This is a genomic window from Aeromonas sp. SCS5 (genome assembly GCF_001887375.1).
Lineage (GTDB): Bacteria > Pseudomonadota > Gammaproteobacteria > Enterobacterales > Aeromonadaceae > Aeromonas > Aeromonas jandaei.
In genome coordinates this window covers 60197-78695 of sequence record NZ_LFCS01000012.1, presented here as the reverse complement: position 1 = coordinate 78695, position 18499 = coordinate 60197, and the positions used below count along the sequence as shown (strand labels likewise).

The following is an 18499-nucleotide window of genomic DNA, read 5'->3' as shown; positions in this document are numbered from 1 at the left end:
AAACCGGAGCCTGTGGCTCCGGTTTTTTTATATGCCATAGCTGGCCGGCAGTGGCCTTGTGCAGAGCACCTGCGAACCAGGCTGAGCGTCAGTAGTTGATGCTGACGTAGGGCACTTCCGGCACCTGCCACAGCTGTTTGAGATAGACGGTGAGCACGAAGAAGAAGTTGGCCAGCAGGTTGGCGAAGCGGTAGAGGATGGGGTCGAAGCTGACGCCACTCTCCTCGAGGCGCACCAGCAGTCGCACCACCTTCTTGCTGCCACAGCGGCAAAGATGCAGGGTCGGGATCGGCTGCGGCCCTTGCGGCAGCACAAAACCGGTGACCCGACCCCGGCTCGCCTCGTTGTAGTGGTCGTAACGGGCCTTGAGCCACTCAAGGTCTGTATCGAAGATCCCCAGCTTGCCGCGCACCGAACCGTTGAGGTTGTAAATGAGGCGCTGCAACGCCGCGAGATCCACCAACATGGGCGCAATATCGGCATCCGGCGCAAGGTGTGACAGCACGGCACCGACCTGGCAGCAGAGCTCGTCGGTGGCGATTTCAAAATCACACTTGAGCGAGGTTTCGAAGATGAAGGGGTAGCAAAGCTCGCGCTTGTCTCGGGGCTTTTTCGGGTTCATTGGCTGGTCGCATCGGGAAAAAGGCCAGTTTGCCAGCCCCCGCAGGAGCTGGCAAACGGCCGGTCAGGAGTTAATCAATCCCGATGGCAAGCACTCAGGCACTCTTGCCGCTGCTGGCAGGGTCGGTCGCGGGCTGGAACTGGCTCAGCATCCGCAATGCCTGCAGCATGCGTTCGTTGAAGCTGGTGAAGCTGCTGACCTGCGCCGGATCAGTCTGACCACGCGCAGCCAGCACGGCCGGGGTCAGCGCCTGCTGCTGGGACTCCGGCAGCACGGCATCGGCCTGCTTCTGCACCTCGTCCAGCTTGGGCAGATAATCGGCAAACGGCTTGAGCAGATCCTGCAGGGAGCTGGCTCCCTGATAGGTCTGGCTCAGCTTGACGCTCTGCTTGAGCTTGAGCGAATAGGACGCCAGCTGGGTGTCATCCAGCTTCAGGTCGCCCGCCTTCTTCAGCACATCGTCCAGATTACCGGAGAAAAAGTCGCCGGCCAGACCGTCGATCCCCTTGACCAGCTTGCCGATGGAGTCCATCTCCTCCTTGCTGAGATCACCCTCCAGCGAAAAGCTGAAGCTCTGGCTCGATTTGAGACTGAACTGGCTGCCGCTGTCGCTCTTCTGGGAGCGGGTCTGCCAGTTGTCGTTAAAGCGCAGCACCACCTTGTCGCCATCCTTGGTCTGGATCTCCAGCGAACCCTGCTGGCGACTGGCCATCTCGGCCTGCCCCATATCGGTAGTGGAGACCTTGCCAAAGAACTCCTTCTCGAACTCGTCGAGCCCTTTCTGGATCAGCTTGTAGCTCTGATCCATGCCGGTCTTGATATCGCCGTTGTCAGCCCAGTCACCCAGCAGCTTGCGCGCGTCACCAAAGCCCTTGTCCACCCCTTTGCGGGCCTGCTCCATCATGCCGGTCAGGGCATCATCCGACTTGCCGTCGGCGCGGGCCGCACCCAGCCGTCCGGTGACAAACTGCAGCACGTTGTCCGCCACCGACTGGAAGTCGAACAGGGTATCCGGGGTAACCTCTTCCGGCTGCTCCTGGGTCTTGGGCGCCTGATAACTCTGCCCGTTGATCTCCAGCGCAAACTGCAGCGCCTGCTGGATCAGCACCTGTGCCCATTTCGGGGGCTTGTGCAAGGAGACCTCATCCTCGCGGTTGAGCTGTTTTGACTCCGCCTGTTGCGGCGATTTGGGAGAAACACCCACTCCCTTGGGTTGGGCTGCGCCCACGCCGTCGATATGCATAATGTGTCCTCCCACCATGCCTGTAGATCCGGTATCGGCCTGACTGAACACTTCTTGACCACAAAATGCTGGACAATCTGCGGCTGGCTTTTAAAATCGGGCCCCTTTGGGTGGTCTGTTGCCATCCCGCGATTTCGACCCGGCCCGGCCGGTGTGCACATGAGGTATCTATGACCCAGTCCCAACAGCCTTCTGCGGATGCTCCGGCGCCAAGAACCCCGGCCGACTATCAGGCCCAGCTCGATGAGAAGAGCGCGCGCCTCACCGGGCTGTTTGCCAGCTTCAACCCTCCCGCGCTGGAGGTGCACAGCTCACCGGCGGAGTACTACCGGATGCGCGCCGAATTTCGCATCTGGCACGAGGGGGACGACCTCTTCCACTGCATGTATGCCCCGGCGACCAAAGAGATTATCCGGGTCGACCACTTCCCCACTGCCAGCCGCCTCATCAACCAGCTGATGCCGGTGCTGCTGGAGGGGCTGCGCCCCCATCAGGTGCTGCGCCGCAAGCTGTTCCAGATTGACTACCTCTCCACCCAGTCCGGCCAGATCATCGTCAGCCTGCTCTACCATCGCAAGCTGGAAAACGAGTGGCAGCAGGCCGCCGAGGCGCTGCAGGCCGATCTGCGCGCCAAAGGTTTCGAACTGCAGCTGATTGGCCGCGCCCACAAGCAGAAGATTTGTCTGGGCGATGATTTTGTCATCGAGCAGCTCAACGTGGCCGATCGCCAGCTCATCTACAAGCAGGTGGAGAACAGCTTCACCCAGCCCAACGCCGCCATCAACGAGCAGATGCTGGGCTGGGCGCTGGAAGTCACCAAGGGGAGCGAAGGGGATCTGCTGGAGCTCTACTGCGGCAACGGCAACTTCTCCATTGCGCTGGCGCAGAACTTCCGCAAGGTGCTGGCCACCGAGATCGCCAAGCCGAGCGTGGACTCCGCCCAGTTCAATATCGCGGCCAACGGCGTCGACAACCTGATCATCCTGCGCATGTCGGCCGAGGAGTTCACTATGGCGATGCGCGGCGAGCGGGAGTTCAACCGCCTCAAGGGGGTCGATCTCGGCGCTTACCAGTGCAACACCATCTTCGTCGACCCGCCCCGCGCCGGTCTCGACGATGCCACCGTCAAGCTGGTGCAGGAGTACGACAACATCCTCTACATCTCCTGCAACCCCGAGACTCTGCAAGCCAACATGGCCGTGCTGGGCGAAACCCACGAGATCGCCCGCTTCGCCCTGTTCGACCAGTTCCCCTGGACCCATCACATGGAAGCCGGGGTCTATCTGCGCCGCAAGGCTGGTTGATTCCAAGGGATAAAAAAAACAGGGCCGGATGGCCCTGTTTTTTTATGGCGTATCCGGCCATTACCGCAGCCGGAAGTGGCTCACTATCTCCCTGAGCCGGTCGTAGGTCTGCTGCATCGAACCTGAACTGGCGACCGTCGCCTCCCCGTTGTGGGTCAGCTGGCGGATCACCTCGGCGATGGCGCTCATGTTGCGGTTGATCTCCTCCGCCACTGCGCTCTGCTGTTCGGCCGCCGTGGCGATGTGACTGATGAGATCGTTGATCTCCACCACCTCTCCCGCCATCAGATCCAGCGATTCGTTGACCCTGGTAGTGTTCTCGGCCGCCCCCTGACAGCTCTGCTTGGTGTTCTCCATCGCCTCCACCACGGTGCGGCTGCCCCGTTGCAGGCTGGCCAGCATGGTCTGGATCTCCGCCGTGCTCTGCTGGGTGCGGGCGGCAAGGGAGCGTACCTCGTCGGCCACCACCGCAAAGCCACGCCCCTGCTCGCCGGCACGAGCCGCCTCGATAGCAGCGTTGAGGGCCAACAGGTTGGTCTGCTCGGCAATGCTGCCGATCACCCCCAGCACGGAGCCTATCTGCTGCACATCCTGCTGCATCGCCTCGATGGAGCGGGCCGTCTCCTCCACCTCGTCCACCAGCGCCATCACGCTGGCCATCGCCTGATCCACCACTTGCCGGGACTGGCTCGCCAGTTGCTGGCTCTGGCCGGTGAGTTGGGCGGTGCTGGCTGCACTTTCCGACACCGAGACTGCGGTGCGGCTCATCTCGTTGATGGCAGTCACCACCTGTTCGGTCTCGCGCACATGATCCGCCAGCAGGGACTGGGCTGCGCCAGTCTGGCTGGCCAATCCGGCAATGCCGCTATTGAGCTGACCGCTCGCCTCCTGCACCTCGCCCATCATCTCCTGCAGCCGCTCGATAAAGCGGTTGATGCCGGCTGAAATCTGGCCCAGATCATCGGTACTGGTCACCGCCAGCCGGCGGGTGAGATCACCACTGCCGCGAGAGAGCTCCAGTACCAGATCCCGCAGCGAGAGGATGGGGCGATAAGCCACGTTGAGCGCCAGTATGGCGAGCACCATCACCACCACGGCGACACCGAGCAGCGCCATGATGATCTGGCCGTTGAGTGCCCGGGTCATCGCCTGGATGTAGTCGAGGTCGATGTAGCCGGTCAGGGTCCAGCTGTTGCCGCGAATATCCAGCTGATTGGGGCGCGCTTCGCTCTCCCCCTGCGGTTTGCTGCTGTAGAGCTCATTGCCCTGGCCGTCGGCCAGCGAGAAGTAGCGCCCCTCGCCGCTCATCTTCGCCAGCAGGCTCTTGAACTCGCTCATGTCGAGGTAGTAGAGATAGGCCGAATCGGCACCACGCGGTACCAGTATGGTGACAACCGGCTTGCCATCCACCTGTTGCAGCGGACTAACGGTGATCTGGTTGTTGGCGGCGGGGATCAGCTTGCGCAGCGCATCGACCTTGGCCGTATCGTTGATGACACCGCTCACATCGAAGGCCATGTCGCCGATCACCTTGACGATGTTGTGAAAGCCGGTCTCTTGCAGGGTCTTCTTGACGTTGGTCACCCCGAAGTTGAGGTTGGCTGCCAGCAGGATTTTTTGATTGATGTCGCTGGCCAGCTTCTCTTTGACCAGAGTGATCTGTTCATTGATGTTCTTGGTCGCCTGGGTGCGGATGTAGGCGCTGATGAAGTGATTGACGCTGAACCAGGCGGTACCGATGGTGACCAGAATGGCCAGCAGCAACAGGACGTAAATCTTGACCTTGAATGGCATGGGATCCCTCCAGAAGAGAGGGCTGGCACTGCCAACCCTCCCTGCCAATCGTTATTTCTTCTTGGCGTACTTCATGGAGTCCAATGCCACCGCCAGAATGATGATGCCGCCCTTGATGATGAACTGCCAGTAAGGGCTGACGCCGATATAGGTCAAACCATAGTTGATCAGGGTGAAGATAAGTACGCCGGTGATCACACCTGCGACAGTTCCCACCCCGCCGGCAAACGACACCCCGCCCACCACGCAGGCGGCGATGGCGTCCAGCTCGTACATGAAGCCGAGGTTGTTGGTGGCACTACCGATCCGGCCCGCTTCCAGCATGCCGCCGAAGGCGTAGAAGACCCCCGCCAACGCATAGATCATCACCAGATTGACTGCCACATTGACGCCGGATACCTTGGCCGCTTCCGGGTTGCCGCCGATGGCGAAGATGTTCTTGCCAAAGCGGGTCTTGTTCCACAGCACCCAGACAAAGACGCTGGCGATGGCCGCGTAGAAGGTGAGGTACGAGAGTTTGAAGCCGCCGATCCGGATAAAGCCCTGGGCGAAGCTGGAGAAGCGGGGGTCAAAACCGGCCACCGGCGAAGCGCCCACCGAGTCAAAGTAGAGGGAGTTGATACCGTAGACGATGATCATGGTCCCCAAGGTGGTGATAAAGGGGGTCACGTTCAGATAGGCGACGATAAGACCGTTGACCAGACCAATCAGGGCACCCACCACGCACACCAGCAGGATCACCGCAGGAATGGGCACCTCCCCCAGCGTCGGGAACACCTTGTTGACGTTGGTCAGCGCCTGCAGCATGGTCGCCGCAATCAGCGCTGCCAGACCGACCTGACGACCGGCCGACAGATCCGTACCCTGGGTGATGATGATGCCTGCCACCCCCAGCGCGATGATGACCCGCACCGAGGACTGGGTCAGGATGTTACTGAAGTTGGTGAGACTCAGGAAGGAGGGTTCCTTGATCACGATGATCATGAGCAGCACCAGCAGCACCACGTAGATGCCGTTCTCCTTGAGCGCCCGCATCAGATTGAAATTTTTAGCCGACTCCATAAATGTCTTCCTGTCTCTAGAGGTACAGAGATGCCAGGCGCAGTATCTCGCTCTGGTCAGTTTCTTTGGTGTTGACGATCCCGGCGACCCGGCCATTGCTCATGACCATGATGCGGTCGGTGATGCCGAGCAGTTCGGGCATTTCAGAGGAGATGATGATGATCCCCTTCTCCTTCTTCGCCAGCTCCAGAATGAGCTGATAGATCTCGAACTTGGCCCCCACGTCGATGCCGCGGGTCGGTTCGTCCAGCATCAGGATCTCCGGCTGGGTCAACAGCCAGCGGCCGATGATCACCTTCTGCTGGTTGCCCCCGGAGAGGGAGCCGATCTGGGTCTGCTGGGTCGGCGTCTTGACCCGCATGGAGTCGATGACCCACTGGGTATCGCTCTTCATCTTGTTGTCGCTGAGCAGCCCCATGGAGCCCTTGTAGTTGTCCATGTTGGCGATCAGGGAGTTGAAGGCGATGTCGAGCCGCGAATAGATACCGGTAGAGCGGCGCTCCTCGGTCACCAGCGCAAAGCCGTTGCGGATCGCTTCGTGGGCGTTGTGGTTGGCCACCTCTTTGCCATGCAGCTTGATGCTGCCCTGGCTGCGATCGCGAATGCCGAACAGGGTCTCGACGATGTCGGTGCGCTTGGCCCCGACCAACCCGGCGACACCGAGGATCTCACCCTTGTGCAGGTTGAAGGTGATGTCCTGAATGGAGGGCTGGTTCTTCGCCGTCAGATGCTCAACCTCGAGGATCACCTCTTTCGGCTGGTTGGTTTTTTCCGGGAAGCGCTGGGTTAGCTCGCGACCGACCATCATGCCGATGATCTGATCCATAGTCATGCCCTTGAGCGGCTGGGTTGCCACCCACTGGCCATCCCGCAATATGGTGATCTCGTCACAGAGCTGGAAGATCTCTTCCATCTTGTGGGAGATGTAGACGATGCCGCACCCCTTGTCCTTCAGCTTGTTGATGATCTTGAAGAGGTGACTCACCTCTTTCTCGGTCAGCGAGGAGGTAGGCTCGTCCATGATGACGATCTTGGCATCGTAGGAGAACGCCTTGGCGATCTCGACCATCTGCATCTGGGAGACGGAGAGGGTCGCCACCTTGACCCGCGGGTCGATGTCGATATCCAGCTCCTCGAAGATGCGTTTGGTGTCTTCGTACATCTTGCCGTGGTCGATGAACCACCCTTTGGTCGGGTAGCGGCCGAGCCACATGTTGTCCATTACCGAGCGCTGCAGCACCAGGTTGAGCTCCTGATGCACCATGGAAACGCCGTTCTCCAGCGCCTCTTTGGAGGAGGTAAAGTTGATCTCCTGCCCCTTGAAGAAGATCTTGCCCTGATCCTTCTCGTAGATGCCGAACAGGCACTTGAGCAGTGTCGATTTTCCCGCTCCGTTCTCGCCCATCAACGCATGCACAGAATGAGGACGGACCCGTAAATTGACATTATCGAGTGCCTTGACGCCAGGAAAGCTCTTACTGACGTCAATCATCTCCAACAGCCATTCTGATTGTTGCTGTGTTGTCATATCAGCCATCACATCTGGTTGAAAAAAGGGCAAGGGGATCTCCCTTGCCCTGGAGGAGGGAATTATTCGAATTGGGACAGGTTGTCTTTATCTACGCCGACGTAGGGAACACGCACGACCTTGTTGACGATGTTCCACTTGGTGCCTTCGCCAGCCGCTTTGCCTTCAGCCAGGTTCTTGGTCAACTCGTAGGTCGCCTTGGCCTGGTTGGCCGCATCGTTCAGCACGGTACCGGCCATGGCACCGCTCTTCACCAGCGCCAGCGCTTCAGGCAGCGCATCGACACCGAATACCGGAATGGCAGTCTTGCCCTGTGCTTTCAGTGACTCGACAGCGCCCATCGCCATGCCGTCGTTGTTGGCAATGACCACTTCGATCTTGTTGGCGTTGGGGCCGGAGATCCAGGCGTCCATCTTGTCCTTGGCCATGGCGGTATCCCACATACCGGTATCCATGTGCAGCTGCTGGGTCTTGATGCCGCCATCGTTCAGGGTCTTGATGACGTAAGTGGTGCGCGCTTCGGCATCCGGGTGGCCCGGCTCCCCTTTCAGCAACACATACTGGATGACGCCATCCTTGTTCAGATCCCAGGCCGGATTGGCTTTCCAGTGTTTGGCAATCAGGTGACCCTGGATGATGCCTGACTCCTTGGAGTCGGTACCTACGTAGTAGGCCTTGTCGTAGCTGGCCAGATCGGCAGCACTCGGTTCCTTGTTGTAGAAGACCACCGGAATATCTTCGCCACGGGCCTTTTCAATCACCACGGGAGCGGCAGCCGGGTCAACCAGGTTGATGGCCAGCGCCTTCACGCCCTTGGCCAGCAGCACGTCGATCTGGTCGTTCTGCTTGGACTGGTCGTTCTGGGAGTCGTTCATCAGCAGCTCAACCCCGGGGTTGGCAGCCGCTTCCTTCTCGATCGCCTTGCGTACCACCGCCATGAAGTTGTCGTCATATTTGTAGACGGTCACCCCGATGCGGGTTTCAGCGTGGGCAGCAGTGGCACCAGCCATCAGGCCCAGCAGCAGGGCAGCAACGGTCGTCATTTTTTTCATTGTGTGTGCTCCGATGTATCTATCCATGAGTTGTAGGGTGGCGAGCTATTGAGCAATCGCCCTTCAATGTAATCAATTTGTTGTCATTTCTTCTGTGATCATGACGACAAAATGAAAACGATTACACTCTGTTACATTGAATCTTTTTCTTATTTTTCAAAAACATAAATTCGAGCGTTAATTTTTGGACTCAATCTATTCCGCAGCATTGAGGCTAGTCGCTAACAGGCTGTTGTCAAAAAGCTCAGCCAAGGGTGCAGTGCCAGCGATAGCGACGGGCAGTCAGCTGATACTCGGGGCGCACGCTCTGGCTCCAGGAGTCATCCCCGCCCACTCCCATGTGAGCACCATCGAGGCAGACCCACAGCCCCTCCTCTGCCACCAGATCGCTCTGGTGACGGGCAGTGGCCAGTTGCTGCTGGCTAAAGCGACTGACGCTGAAATGGAAGGCACCACTCACACACAGTCCACCCAGCTGCAGCTCGCGGGTATCGCAGCGCAAGCCGTTGTCGGTCGGGAAGACGTAAGGGGTGTGCATGGCCTCCAGCGGCAAGCTCCAGCGACCCAGATCGGCGCCCAGCAGGCGATCCGGATAGTTTTCGTGGGGGCCGCGTCCCAGCCACTGAACCTGCTCAACCGGCTGCGCCAGATGGATTAGCAGACCGATCCGCGGCAGCGAAGGCAGCGCCTGCGCCAGCTCGCACTCGATGTCGAGACTCATGGTGCCATCGTCAGCAAAACGGTGGTGCCAATGACTCAGCAGTTGCAACTGCTCCTGATGGAAATAGCCGTGAGTCACCCTCAGCTCACTGCCGCCAATCACCACGCCCAGACAGCGGTGCTGCCACTGCTCGAGGCCACAGACCTGCCAGCGGGCAATCCAGGAGTTGGGGTCGGCGTGATCTGCTTCGCTGGTGCCGATGTCGTTGTCGAGCGGCGCGCGGTAGAAGTGATCCGTGATCGGCGTCAGCAGCTTCTCCTGCCCCGATTTCAGCCAGCTGGTGATGCGGCCGCTCTGCTTATCGAGCCGCCACTGACTGTTAGCAGTGGTGACCAGCCAGCAGTCGGCCTGCTCCACCATAGCCGCAGGTCTGACTGGTGCAGGTAGCGCCAGCGGTGACGGCAGCATGAATTGCTGGCGCGCCACCTCGTGCCCGGCCGCAGACCAGGGGGTGGCATCCGACTGGAAGATGGCCAGATCGAGCCAGGCCAGCGAGCCCGCCGCAAAGGCGGGCAGCGTCCCGGTCAGGGTCAACTCGACCGCCTCTTGCGCTGCCAGCGCGAGAGACACCTCCCCCTCCAGCACCACTTGGCCGTTTTCGCGCAGCTGCCAGCCGAGCCGCTCGTTGTCGGTGCTACGGAACAGGTATTCGCTCTCGATCCGCACTCGCAGCGGGGTGTGCTCAAGCAGAGTGAAGCGGAACGGCTGCTGGGCGCGCTTTGCCTCGAACAGCGCGGGATGGGGAGTGCGATCCGGGAACAGCAGGCCGTTGCAGCAGAACTGGCGATCGTTTTGCACATCGCCGAAGTCACCGCCATAGCCCCAGTAGTGGCGACCATCGGCGGTGTATTTGTCGAGCCCCTGATCGACCCAATCCCAGACAAAGCCCCCCTGCAATCTCGGATGATCGCGAAACGCCTGCCAGTAGTGGCCGTAGCCTCCCAGACTGTTGCCCATGGCATGAGCATATTCGCAGAGGATCAGCGGCCGATGCTCCTCGGGCAGGCCGATCCACTTGGCCAGCGCCCACTTGGGCACCGCCGGGAAGGGTTGATCCTGATGGGTTCTGGCATACATGGGGCAGATGATGTCGGTCGCCGGGGTATCGGCCCCGCCCCCCTCATACTGCACCGGACGGCTCGGGTCGCTGCGCTTGATCCAGCCATACATGGCATCGTGGGCCGGACCGTAACCCGACTCGTTGCCGAGCGACCAGATGATGATGGAGGGGTGGTTGAAATCCCGTGCCACCATGCGGGTCGCCCGCTCCAGAAAGGCGTTGCTCCAGGCGGGATCCCGCGCCAGCCGCCCCATGGGGGTCATGCCGTGGGTCTCCAGATTCGCCTCGTCCACCACATAGAGGCCGAGCCGATCGCAGAGGCGATAGAAGTCGGGATGGTTGGGATAGTGGGAGCAGCGCACCGCGTTGAAGTTGTGCCGCTTCATCAGCAGCAGATCCCGCTCCATGGTGGCGCGATCGATGGCATAGCCTTTGGCGGGGTGGTGTTCGTGACGGTTGGCACCGCGAATAAGCAGCGGCTGACCATTGACCCGCAGCAGGCCGCCACGGACCTCCACTGTCCGAAAGCCCACATCATAGGCTTCGCTCTCGATAGGCTCGCCCTGCTCGTCGAGCAGGGTCAGGGTCAGGCGATAGAGGTGAGGCGTCTCGGCGCTCCACTGGTGCGGCGCAGCCATATCGAGCCACAGCTCGGCGCGATCGTCATATGCCCCTTTTTCATCAATAGGTTGGGTACCGATCGGCTGGCGCAGGGTCGCAACCCGTTCGCTGCCATCATAGAGATTGGCCTCCACCGAGAGGCCAGCCGCATTGGCCACCTGCAGTGCAATCTTGAGGCGGCCATCGCGATAGCAGGCATCCAGCTCGGGGGTGACCCGGATATCCATCAGATGACGGGCCGGCTTGTGCAAAAGGCTGACGGAGCGGAAGATCCCCGACAGCCACCACATATCCTGATCTTCCAGATAGGAGCCGTCGGACCAGCGCAACACCAGCACCGCCAGCCGGTTGTGACCGGCCTGCAGATATGGGGTCAGATCGAATTCGGCGGGAAGGCGACTGTCCTGAGAGTAACCGACCCAGCGACCGTTGCAGAACAGGTGGAAAGCGCTGCTCACCCCGTCGAAGATGATCCGGCTCTGGCCGCTGGCCAGCCAGTCGGCAGGAAGTTCGAACTCGCGGGAGTAGCAACCGGTGGGGTTCTCTGCCGGCACTCGCGGTGGATCGCAGGGAAAGGGGTACTTGATGTTGGTGTAGATGGGGCCATCGGTAAGCGGCCGTGCTGCCGGATAGGCGGCATCCAGCTGCCAGTTGCCCGGCACCGTAATGGGGCAGGCATCCACCAGATCCTGCGTCAGCCAGCTCTCGGGCACCAGCTCGGGAGCGGCAAAGAAGGAGAAGCGCCACTCGCCATCCAGTGAACGGCGTGAGGGTGAAAGGAGATCGTCTCTGGCATCCGCTTCACTGCGCCAGCTGAACATGGGGGTATGGGCAGCCAGACGGCTTACCGAAGTAATCGCCTGAGTCTGCCAATCCTGACGCGCCACTATCTCCCTGAGCATTCCCCTTCTCCCTGATGACTGGAAAACGTATTCCAGTCTAGAGAAGTGTGGCCAGGGGATCGGCGATCTCGCTCACATAGATGTAAACGATTACACTAATTTTGTTAAGTAAAGCGGAGTAAAAACCATTAAAAACAGGTAAAACAATAAAAGCTCGGGAAATGAGCTGCAAACGGCCCCTATCCAGCGCGAACTGGCGCTACCGAGTGACGATTGATCAAGGTCGGTGTATAGATGCGGTTCTGCTGTGCCTCGCTCTCCCCTGCCGCCAGCTGCAACGCCAGCTTGGCTGCCTGGCTCGCCATCAACTCGATGGGGTACCGCATGGTGGAGAGCTTGGGCCTCAGGTATCTGGCGTAGATGATGTCATCGAAGCCCACCACCGAGACCTCCTCCGGCACCCGCAGCCCATTGTCAGCCAGCACAGAGATGGCGCCAGCCGCCATGGCATCGTTATAGGCAACCACGGCGGTCACCTTGAGCCCCTTGGCCAGCAGGTTGAGCATGGCGCGCTCGCCCCCCTCCTCATTCGGCGTGCCGCTCTCGATAAGCTCCGGATCGGCCGCCAGACCAGCCTCTGCCAACCCATCCTGATACCCCTGCAGCCGCAAGGTGGCATCCTCGATGGCGTGATCCGAGCTGATAAAGGCGATGTGGCGGTGGCCCAGCTCGATCAGATGACGGGTTGCGGTTGCTGCCCCCAGCCGGTTGTTGAGGGCGATGCAGCGCCCCTTGATGGCAGGAATATCGCGATTGATAAGCACCATGCCGGGCACCCGCATGGCGTAGTCGCAGAGCTCCTCGTCGCTGAGCGCCTTGCTGTGTACCACCAGCGCCTCGCAACGCTTGCCGATCAGCAGCTCGATCGCCTCGCGCTCCTGACGCGCCTTGTGAAAACCGTTACCCATCAGCAGGTGGAGATTCTGCTCGACGGCCACGCCGGAGACCCCCTTCACCAGAGCCCCGAAGAAGGGATCGGCCACGTCACCCACCACGACGCCCATGGTATCGCAGGTCTGGCTGACCAGCGCCCGCGCGTTGGCGTTGGGGGTATAGCCCAGCTCCGCCATCGCCTTCTGGACAGCAGCGCGGGAGGCGGCACTGGCCTTGGGCGAGTTGTTCATCACCCGTGAAACCGTTGCCACCGATACATTGGCCAAACGGGCGACATCCTTGATGGTACTCATGCTGTTTTCACTTATTTCACTCTGCGACAGATGGACCATTATACCGACCAACCCCATTGAAAACAGGGGATAACGCACGATCTGCCAGAGAAGCGATCACAAAAACAGTGTAATCGTTTACACCGTTTTGCAAGCAAGTTCACAGTTTGTAAGCCAACCCCTCGGCTAGACTGCTTGCAGCGTCATTTTCAGTGGAGAGCAAGATGAAGGTTCTGGTCACCGGCGGCTGCGGATATATCGGCAGCCACACCTCTCTGGCCCTGCAAGCCGCAGGCATGACCCCGGTCGTGGTGGACAACCTCTGCAACAGCAAGCGCAGCGTGTTGACTCGAGTCGCGGCTATCAGCAGCCAGCAACCCGTGTTTTATCAAGGGGATATTCGCGATGCAGCCCTGCTGGACCGGATCTTCGCCGAACAGCAGATCGATGTGGTGATCCACTTTGCCGCCCTCAAGGCAGTCGGCGAGTCGACCCGCATTCCACTGGATTACTACGAGAACAACCTCGGCGGCACCCTCACCCTGCTGCAGGCGATGAAGCGGGCCAGGGTGCACAATCTGGTGTTCAGCTCCTCGGCGACCGTCTACGGCGATCCCGCCACTCTGCCGATCCGTGAGGATTTCCCCCGCAGCGCAACCAACCCCTACGGTCGCTCCAAGCTGATCATCGAGGAGATCCTCGAGGATCTGCAGCTGGCCGAGCCGCAATGGAGCATGACCCTGCTGCGCTACTTCAACCCGGTCGGCGCTCACGAGTCGGGCACTATGGGGGAAGATCCCCAAGGCATTCCCAACAATCTGATGCCCTATATCACTCAGGTCGCCATCGGCCGTCGCGACTGCCTGTCGGTCTTTGGAAACGATTACCCAACTGTTGATGGCACCGGCGTGCGCGACTACATCCACGTGATGGATCTCGCCGAGGGGCACGTCAAGGCACTGCAACACTGCGCCGGCAAGGGTGGCGTGCACACCTACAACCTGGGCACAGGCCAGGGCCAGAGCGTATTGCAGCTGGTCGCCGCCTTCTCCAATGCCTGCGGCAAGCCGCTGCCCTTTCGCATCGAACCGCGCCGCCCGGGCGACATCGCCGCCTGCTGGGCCGATCCGGCCAAAGCCGAGCGCGAGCTGGGCTGGCAGGCAACCCGGGACATAGACGCCATGTGCGCCGACAGCTGGCGCTGGCAGTCCGCCAACCCGAACGGTTACGAGGAGTAGGCCTGCCTGCTCCCTGTTAATAGACGACCTTATTTTTCAATACCTTATTCAGGAGAGATGATGTTCAACCCCGTCGATCATCCCCATCGCCGCTTCAACCCGCTGACCGGCCAGTATGTGCTGGTCTCCCCCCATCGGGCCAAACGCCCCTGGCAGGGACAGGTGGAGAAGGTGAGTCAGGCCCCCAAACAGGCACATGATCCCGACTGCTTCCTCTGCGCAGGCAACACCCGGGTCACCGGCGACATCAACCCCGACTACAAGGGCACCTTCGTCTTTACCAACGACTTCGCCGCCCTGATGCAGGATACCCCGGCCGCCGATAGCGCCAGCGATCCCCTGCTGAAACTGGAAGCCGCCCGCGGCACCAGCCGGGTCATCTGCTTCTCGCCGGATCACGGCAAGACCCTGCCCGAGCTGCCACTGCCCGCCATCGAAGGGGTGATCACCACCTGGATGGATCAGGTCGCCGAGCTGTCAGCCCAGTGGGAATGGGTGCAGGTCTTTGAAAACAAAGGGGCCGTCATGGGCTGCTCCAACCCGCACCCCCACGGCCAGATCTGGGGCAGCGACTTCCTGCCCAACGAGATCGCCCGTGAAGAACAACACCAGCGTGACTGGCTGGCCAAGCATGGCCGCCCCATGCTGCTGGAGTATGTGGAGCGGGAGCTGGCGGATTGCTCGCGCGTCGTGGTGGAGACCGAACACTGGCTCGCCGTAGTTCCCTTCTGGGCCGCCTGGCCGTTCGAAACCCTGCTGCTGCCCAAGGCGCACGTTCCCTCCATGCTCAACCTGACCAAGGCCCTGCAACAGGATCTCGCGGTGGCGCTCAAGGAGCTCACCAGCCGCTACGACAACCTGTTCGAGTGCAGCTTCCCCTACTCCATGGGCTGGCACTTCGCGCCGCCCAAATCGGAGTGCCCCGAAGCGTGGCAGCTACATGCCCACTTCTATCCGCCCCTGCTGCGCTCCGCCACGGTGCGCAAATTCATGGTCGGCTTCGAGATGCTGGCCGAAACCCAGCGCGACCTGACTCCGGAGCAGGCCGCCGAGCGGCTGCGCGCCCTGAGCCCCATTCACTACAACCAGACCAGCCACACCAATGAGGAGGCCCTATGACCCCCAGCCAACGCGTCAGCGCCGTTTTTGCCGAGCAATTTGCCAAAGCGCCCGATCTGCTGGTGCGCGCCCCCGGCCGCGTCAACCTCATCGGTGAACATACCGACTACAACGATGGCTTCGTGCTGCCCTGCGCCATCGACTACGAGACCTGCGTCGCAATCGGCCTGCGCGATGACCGGCAAGTACAGGTGATCGCCGCCGACTACGACAACCAGCGCGACCAGTTCGACCTCGACCAGCCCATCGAGCACCACCCCAGCCAGCGCTGGAGTGACTACATCCGCGGCGTGGTGAAATATTTGCAGGAGCGCGGTTATGCCCTGCGCGGCCTCGATCTGGTGGTCTCCGGCAACGTGCCGCAGGGGGCGGGGCTCTCCTCCTCCGCCTCACTGGAAGTGGCCATTGGTCAGGCCTTCAAGGAGGCGCTGGGGCTCGCCATCAGTCAGGCCGAGATCGCCCTCAACGGTCAGCAGGCGGAGAACCTGTTCGTCGGCTGCAACTGCGGCATCATGGATCAGATGATCTCCGCCAGCGGCAAAACCGACCACGCCCTGCTGCTCGACTGCCGCTCGCTGGAGACCCGCCTCATCCCCATGCCCACCGATCTGGCGGTACTGATCGTCAACTCCAATGTGCGCCGTGGTCTGGTGGACAGCGAATACAACACCCGTCGCCAGCAGTGCGAAGCGGCCGCCCGCCACTACGGAGTCAAGGCACTGCGCGATCTCGATCTGGCGGCTCTCGAAGCGGGCAAGGCCGGACTGGATGAGGTCTGCTACCGCCGTGCCCGCCACGTGGTAGGCGACAATACCCGCACCCTGGCCGCCGCCGATGCGCTGGCGCAAGGGGATCTGGTTCGTCTCGGCGAGCTGATGGCCGATTCACACGCCGCCATGCGCGATGACTTCGAAATCACAGTGCCCGCCATCGACGGTCTGGTGGAGATCATCAAGGCCAGGCTCGGCACCGAAGGCGGCGTACGGATGACTGGCGGCGGCTTCGGCGGCTGCGTGGTCGCCCTGCTGCGCCCCGAGAAGGTGGCCGAGGTGATCGCCGCGGTTGAAGGCGAGTATCCGACCCGCTTCGGCCTCAAGGCTGACTGCTACGTCTGCTCTGCCAGCGCCGGAGCAGGCAAGCTATGAGCAGCGCCATGACGCCATTCGAACTGGAAAACGAGGAGGGGCTGCGCCTGCGCGGCCTCGACTTCGGCGCCACCCTCACCTCCCTCACCCTGCCGGTGGCGGGCAAACGGCGCGAAGTGCTGCTGGGTTGTGCCGACGACACCTATCCCAACCAACAGGTGTGGCTGGGCGCGGTGGCGGGACGTTTTGCCAACCGCATCGGCGGCGCCGAACTGCTACGCGATGGCGAGCGCTGGTCGCTGGATGCCAATCAGGCACCCAACTGCCTGCATGGCGGGCAGGCGGGGTTTCATCGCCAGCAGTGGCACATCAAGGAGCTGGAAGCGGATCGGGTCAAGCTGGCGTTGCTCTCCCGAGCGGGGGATCAGGGCTTTCCCGGCAATCTGCGGGTAACCCTGGAGTACCGGCTGGAGCAGAGCGATCTGGTGGTGGATTTTATCGCCTGCACGGATGCCGCTACGCCGGTCAGCCTCACCAGCCATGCCTACTTCAATCTCGATGACGACCCTGACGGCGGCGATGTGCGTGACCACCTCATCAGCATCAATGCCGACCACTTCCTGCCGACCGACCCAAGCGGTTTGCCGATCGCCATCACCCCGGTGGAGGGGCCATTCGATCTGCGCCAAGAGCGCCTTGTCGGGCTGGATTGGCTGAGCCATCCCCAGCAGCAACAGGCCAAGGGATACGACCACGCCTTTGTGCTCAACGGCCCGGCGCAGGAGTGGGCTGCTCGCGTGGTATCGGGTGACAGACAGCTGGCGATGGAGGTCTACACCAACCAGCCCTCGCTGCAGTTATACAGCGGCAACTGGCTGGCCAATACCCCGAATCGCCAGGGTCTGGCGCACCGGGATCACGACGGCTTCTGTCTGGAGGCGCAGCAACTACCCGACAGTCCGAACCGGCCCGAGCTGGGCGACCCCTGGCTGGTGCCGGGCGAGCGCTATCATCACCAGACTCGCTACCGCTTTATCCGCGACTGACTTAAAGGTTTCATAATTTTTCCGTAGCAGCGCCAGCCACATTCGAGCAAGATAAGCCGCCCCGAGACCCTTCCGGGGCGTTTTTGCATCAACGTAGCAAGGATTCTGTTCGATGACTGACACCTATAGCCTGCTGGTCGCCTTTATTCTGGGCGTTGTCGAGGGGCTGACCGAGTTCCTCCCCGTCTCTTCAACCGGCCACATGATCATCGTCGGCCATCTGCTGGGCTTTGAAGGGCCCAAGGCCGCTACCTTCGAAGTGGTGATCCAGCTTGGTTCGATTCTCGCGGTGGTTGCCGTCTTCTGGCGCCGCCTGTTTGGTTTGATTGGCATCCACTTCGGCCAGAAGCCGGAACCGGGCCACGCCACCCTGTCGCTGATCCACGTCATCCTCGGCATGATGCCCGCCATCGTGGTCGGTCTGGCCATCCACAGCTGGATCAAGGCCAACCTGTTTGGCCCGCAGACCGTGATGTATGCGCTGGTAGCAGGCGGTATCCTGCTGATCATCGCCGAGAAGTTCCGCCCGGCAGTTCGCTCCGAAACCCTGGATGACATCAGCTACAAGCAGGCATTCGGTATCGGCCTGTTCCAGTGTCTGGCGCTGTGGCCCGGCTTCTCACGCTCCGGCGCCACCATCAGCGGCGGCATGCTGATGGGGATCAGCCGCCATGCAGCGGCCGAGTTCTCCTTCATCATGGCGGTACCCATGATGATGGCGGCCAGTACGCTCGATCTCTACAAGAGCCGCGACTTCCTCTCCATGGCCGACTTCCCGATGTTTGCGGTGGGCTTTATCACCGCCTTCGTGGTCGCCATGATCGCCATCAAGAGCTTCCTGGCGCTGATCCGCCGCCTCGACTTCATCCCGTTCGCCATCTACCGCTTTATCGTGGCATTCGCCGTCTACCTGCTGTTTGTCGCCTGACCCGCAGC

The 18499-nt window shown here is 61.1% G+C and carries 14 protein-coding genes; 6 read left to right on the top strand and 8 right to left on the bottom strand.

Annotated features, from left to right (window positions below):
- Positions 1-88: 88 nt before the first annotated feature.
- The gene (locus tag BS300_RS16020; protein ID WP_071913960.1) at positions 89-622 is read right to left on the bottom strand and encodes an ATP--cob(I)alamin adenosyltransferase; all 534 of its coding nucleotides are present in this window, start codon (positions 620-622) and stop codon (positions 89-91) included.
- Between the two features lie 94 nt (positions 623-716).
- Positions 717-1865 carry a DUF5610 domain-containing protein gene (locus BS300_RS16015; protein WP_071913958.1) on the bottom strand — a complete coding sequence of 383 codons (1149 nt, stop codon included), beginning with the start codon at positions 1863-1865 and terminating at the stop codon, positions 717-719.
- 170 nt (positions 1866-2035) lie between these two features.
- Here BS300_RS16015 and trmA point away from each other — a divergent pair, with 170 nt between their 5' ends.
- Entirely contained in the window at positions 2036-3169 is a 1134-nt protein-coding gene (gene trmA, locus BS300_RS16010) for a tRNA (uridine(54)-C5)-methyltransferase TrmA (protein ID WP_071913956.1), read from the top strand.
- Positions 3170-3229: 60 nt separating this feature from the next.
- On the opposite strand, the gene BS300_RS16005 is transcribed toward trmA, so the two are convergent.
- From BS300_RS16005 to BS300_RS15980, 6 genes are all read right to left on the bottom strand, one after another.
- Positions 3230-4963: a methyl-accepting chemotaxis protein gene (locus BS300_RS16005; RefSeq protein WP_071913954.1), complete on the bottom strand. Its 1734-nt coding sequence runs from the start codon at positions 4961-4963 to the stop codon at positions 3230-3232.
- 51 nt (positions 4964-5014) lie between these two features.
- Positions 5015-6025 (bottom strand): galactose/methyl galactoside ABC transporter permease MglC, encoded by a 1011-nt coding sequence (gene mglC / locus BS300_RS16000; RefSeq protein ID WP_040069707.1) that lies wholly within the window; start codon positions 6023-6025, stop codon positions 5015-5017.
- A gap of 16 nt (positions 6026-6041) precedes the next feature.
- Complete coding sequence (gene mglA, locus BS300_RS15995; protein ID WP_071913952.1) at positions 6042-7562, bottom strand: galactose/methyl galactoside ABC transporter ATP-binding protein MglA; 1521 nt, start codon at positions 7560-7562, stop codon at positions 6042-6044.
- A 53-nt stretch (positions 7563-7615) separates the two neighbouring features.
- On the bottom strand, positions 7616-8605 hold the full coding sequence (gene mglB / locus BS300_RS15990; RefSeq protein ID WP_041209758.1) for a galactose/glucose ABC transporter substrate-binding protein MglB: 990 nt from the start codon (positions 8603-8605) through the stop codon (positions 7616-7618).
- A 244-nt stretch (positions 8606-8849) separates the two neighbouring features.
- The gene (locus BS300_RS15985) at positions 8850-11909 is read right to left on the bottom strand and encodes a beta-galactosidase (RefSeq protein ID WP_071913950.1); all 3060 of its coding nucleotides are present in this window, start codon (positions 11907-11909) and stop codon (positions 8850-8852) included.
- 179 nt (positions 11910-12088) lie between these two features.
- The gene (locus BS300_RS15980) at positions 12089-13096 is read right to left on the bottom strand and encodes a substrate-binding domain-containing protein (RefSeq protein ID WP_071913947.1); all 1008 of its coding nucleotides are present in this window, start codon (positions 13094-13096) and stop codon (positions 12089-12091) included.
- 203 nt (positions 13097-13299) lie between these two features.
- Between BS300_RS15980 and galE the strand changes: the two genes are divergently transcribed.
- The 5 genes from galE (at position 13300) to bacA (ending at position 18491) form a co-directional block, all read left to right on the top strand.
- Positions 13300-14313, top strand: coding sequence for a UDP-glucose 4-epimerase GalE (gene galE, locus BS300_RS15975; RefSeq protein WP_071913945.1), 1014 nt, complete (start codon positions 13300-13302; stop codon positions 14311-14313).
- Positions 14314-14373: 60 nt separating this feature from the next.
- Positions 14374-15432, top strand: a complete 1059-nt coding sequence (locus tag BS300_RS15970; RefSeq protein ID WP_071913944.1) for a UDP-glucose--hexose-1-phosphate uridylyltransferase — start codon at positions 14374-14376, stop codon at positions 15430-15432.
- Positions 15429-16577, top strand: a complete 1149-nt coding sequence (galK, locus tag BS300_RS15965; protein ID WP_071913941.1) for a galactokinase — start codon at positions 15429-15431, stop codon at positions 16575-16577. Before BS300_RS15970 ends, galK begins: the two co-directional genes overlap by 4 nt.
- Complete coding sequence (galM, locus tag BS300_RS15960) at positions 16574-17563, top strand: galactose-1-epimerase (RefSeq protein ID WP_071913939.1); 990 nt, start codon at positions 16574-16576, stop codon at positions 17561-17563. The genes galK and galM overlap by 4 nt, the downstream gene beginning before the upstream one ends.
- A 112-nt stretch (positions 17564-17675) precedes the next feature.
- Positions 17676-18491: an undecaprenyl-diphosphate phosphatase gene (gene bacA, locus BS300_RS15955; protein ID WP_071913937.1), complete on the top strand. Its 816-nt coding sequence runs from the start codon at positions 17676-17678 to the stop codon at positions 18489-18491.
- The last annotated feature ends 8 nt before the right edge of the window (positions 18492-18499 follow it).

Bases quoted from the DNA above. Each gene is read 5' to 3' on its own strand.
- BS300_RS16020 (WP_071913960.1), bottom strand. From the start codon at position 622: ATGAACCCGAAAAAGCCCCGAGACAAGCGCGAGCTTTGCTACCCCTTC.
- BS300_RS16015 (WP_071913958.1), bottom strand. From the start codon at position 1,865: ATGCATATCGACGGCGTGGGCGCAGCCCAACCCAAGGGAGTGGGTGTT.
- trmA (WP_071913956.1), top strand. From the start codon at position 2,036: ATGACCCAGTCCCAACAGCCTTCTGCGGATGCTCCGGCGCCAAGAACC.
- BS300_RS16005 (WP_071913954.1), bottom strand. From the start codon at position 4,963: ATGCCATTCAAGGTCAAGATTTACGTCCTGTTGCTGCTGGCCATTCTG.
- mglC (WP_040069707.1), bottom strand. From the start codon at position 6,025: ATGGAGTCGGCTAAAAATTTCAATCTGATGCGGGCGCTCAAGGAGAAC.
- mglA (WP_071913952.1), bottom strand. From the start codon at position 7,562: ATGGCTGATATGACAACACAGCAACAATCAGAATGGCTGTTGGAGATG.
- mglB (WP_041209758.1), bottom strand. From the start codon at position 8,605: ATGAAAAAAATGACGACCGTTGCTGCCCTGCTGCTGGGCCTGATGGCT.
- BS300_RS15985 (WP_071913950.1), bottom strand. From the start codon at position 11,909: ATGCTCAGGGAGATAGTGGCGCGTCAGGATTGGCAGACTCAGGCGATT.
- BS300_RS15980 (WP_071913947.1), bottom strand. From the start codon at position 13,096: ATGAGTACCATCAAGGATGTCGCCCGTTTGGCCAATGTATCGGTGGCA.
- galE (WP_071913945.1), top strand. From the start codon at position 13,300: ATGAAGGTTCTGGTCACCGGCGGCTGCGGATATATCGGCAGCCACACC.
- BS300_RS15970 (WP_071913944.1), top strand. From the start codon at position 14,374: ATGTTCAACCCCGTCGATCATCCCCATCGCCGCTTCAACCCGCTGACC.
- galK (WP_071913941.1), top strand. From the start codon at position 15,429: ATGACCCCCAGCCAACGCGTCAGCGCCGTTTTTGCCGAGCAATTTGCC.
- galM (WP_071913939.1), top strand. From the start codon at position 16,574: ATGAGCAGCGCCATGACGCCATTCGAACTGGAAAACGAGGAGGGGCTG.
- bacA (WP_071913937.1), top strand. From the start codon at position 17,676: ATGACTGACACCTATAGCCTGCTGGTCGCCTTTATTCTGGGCGTTGTC.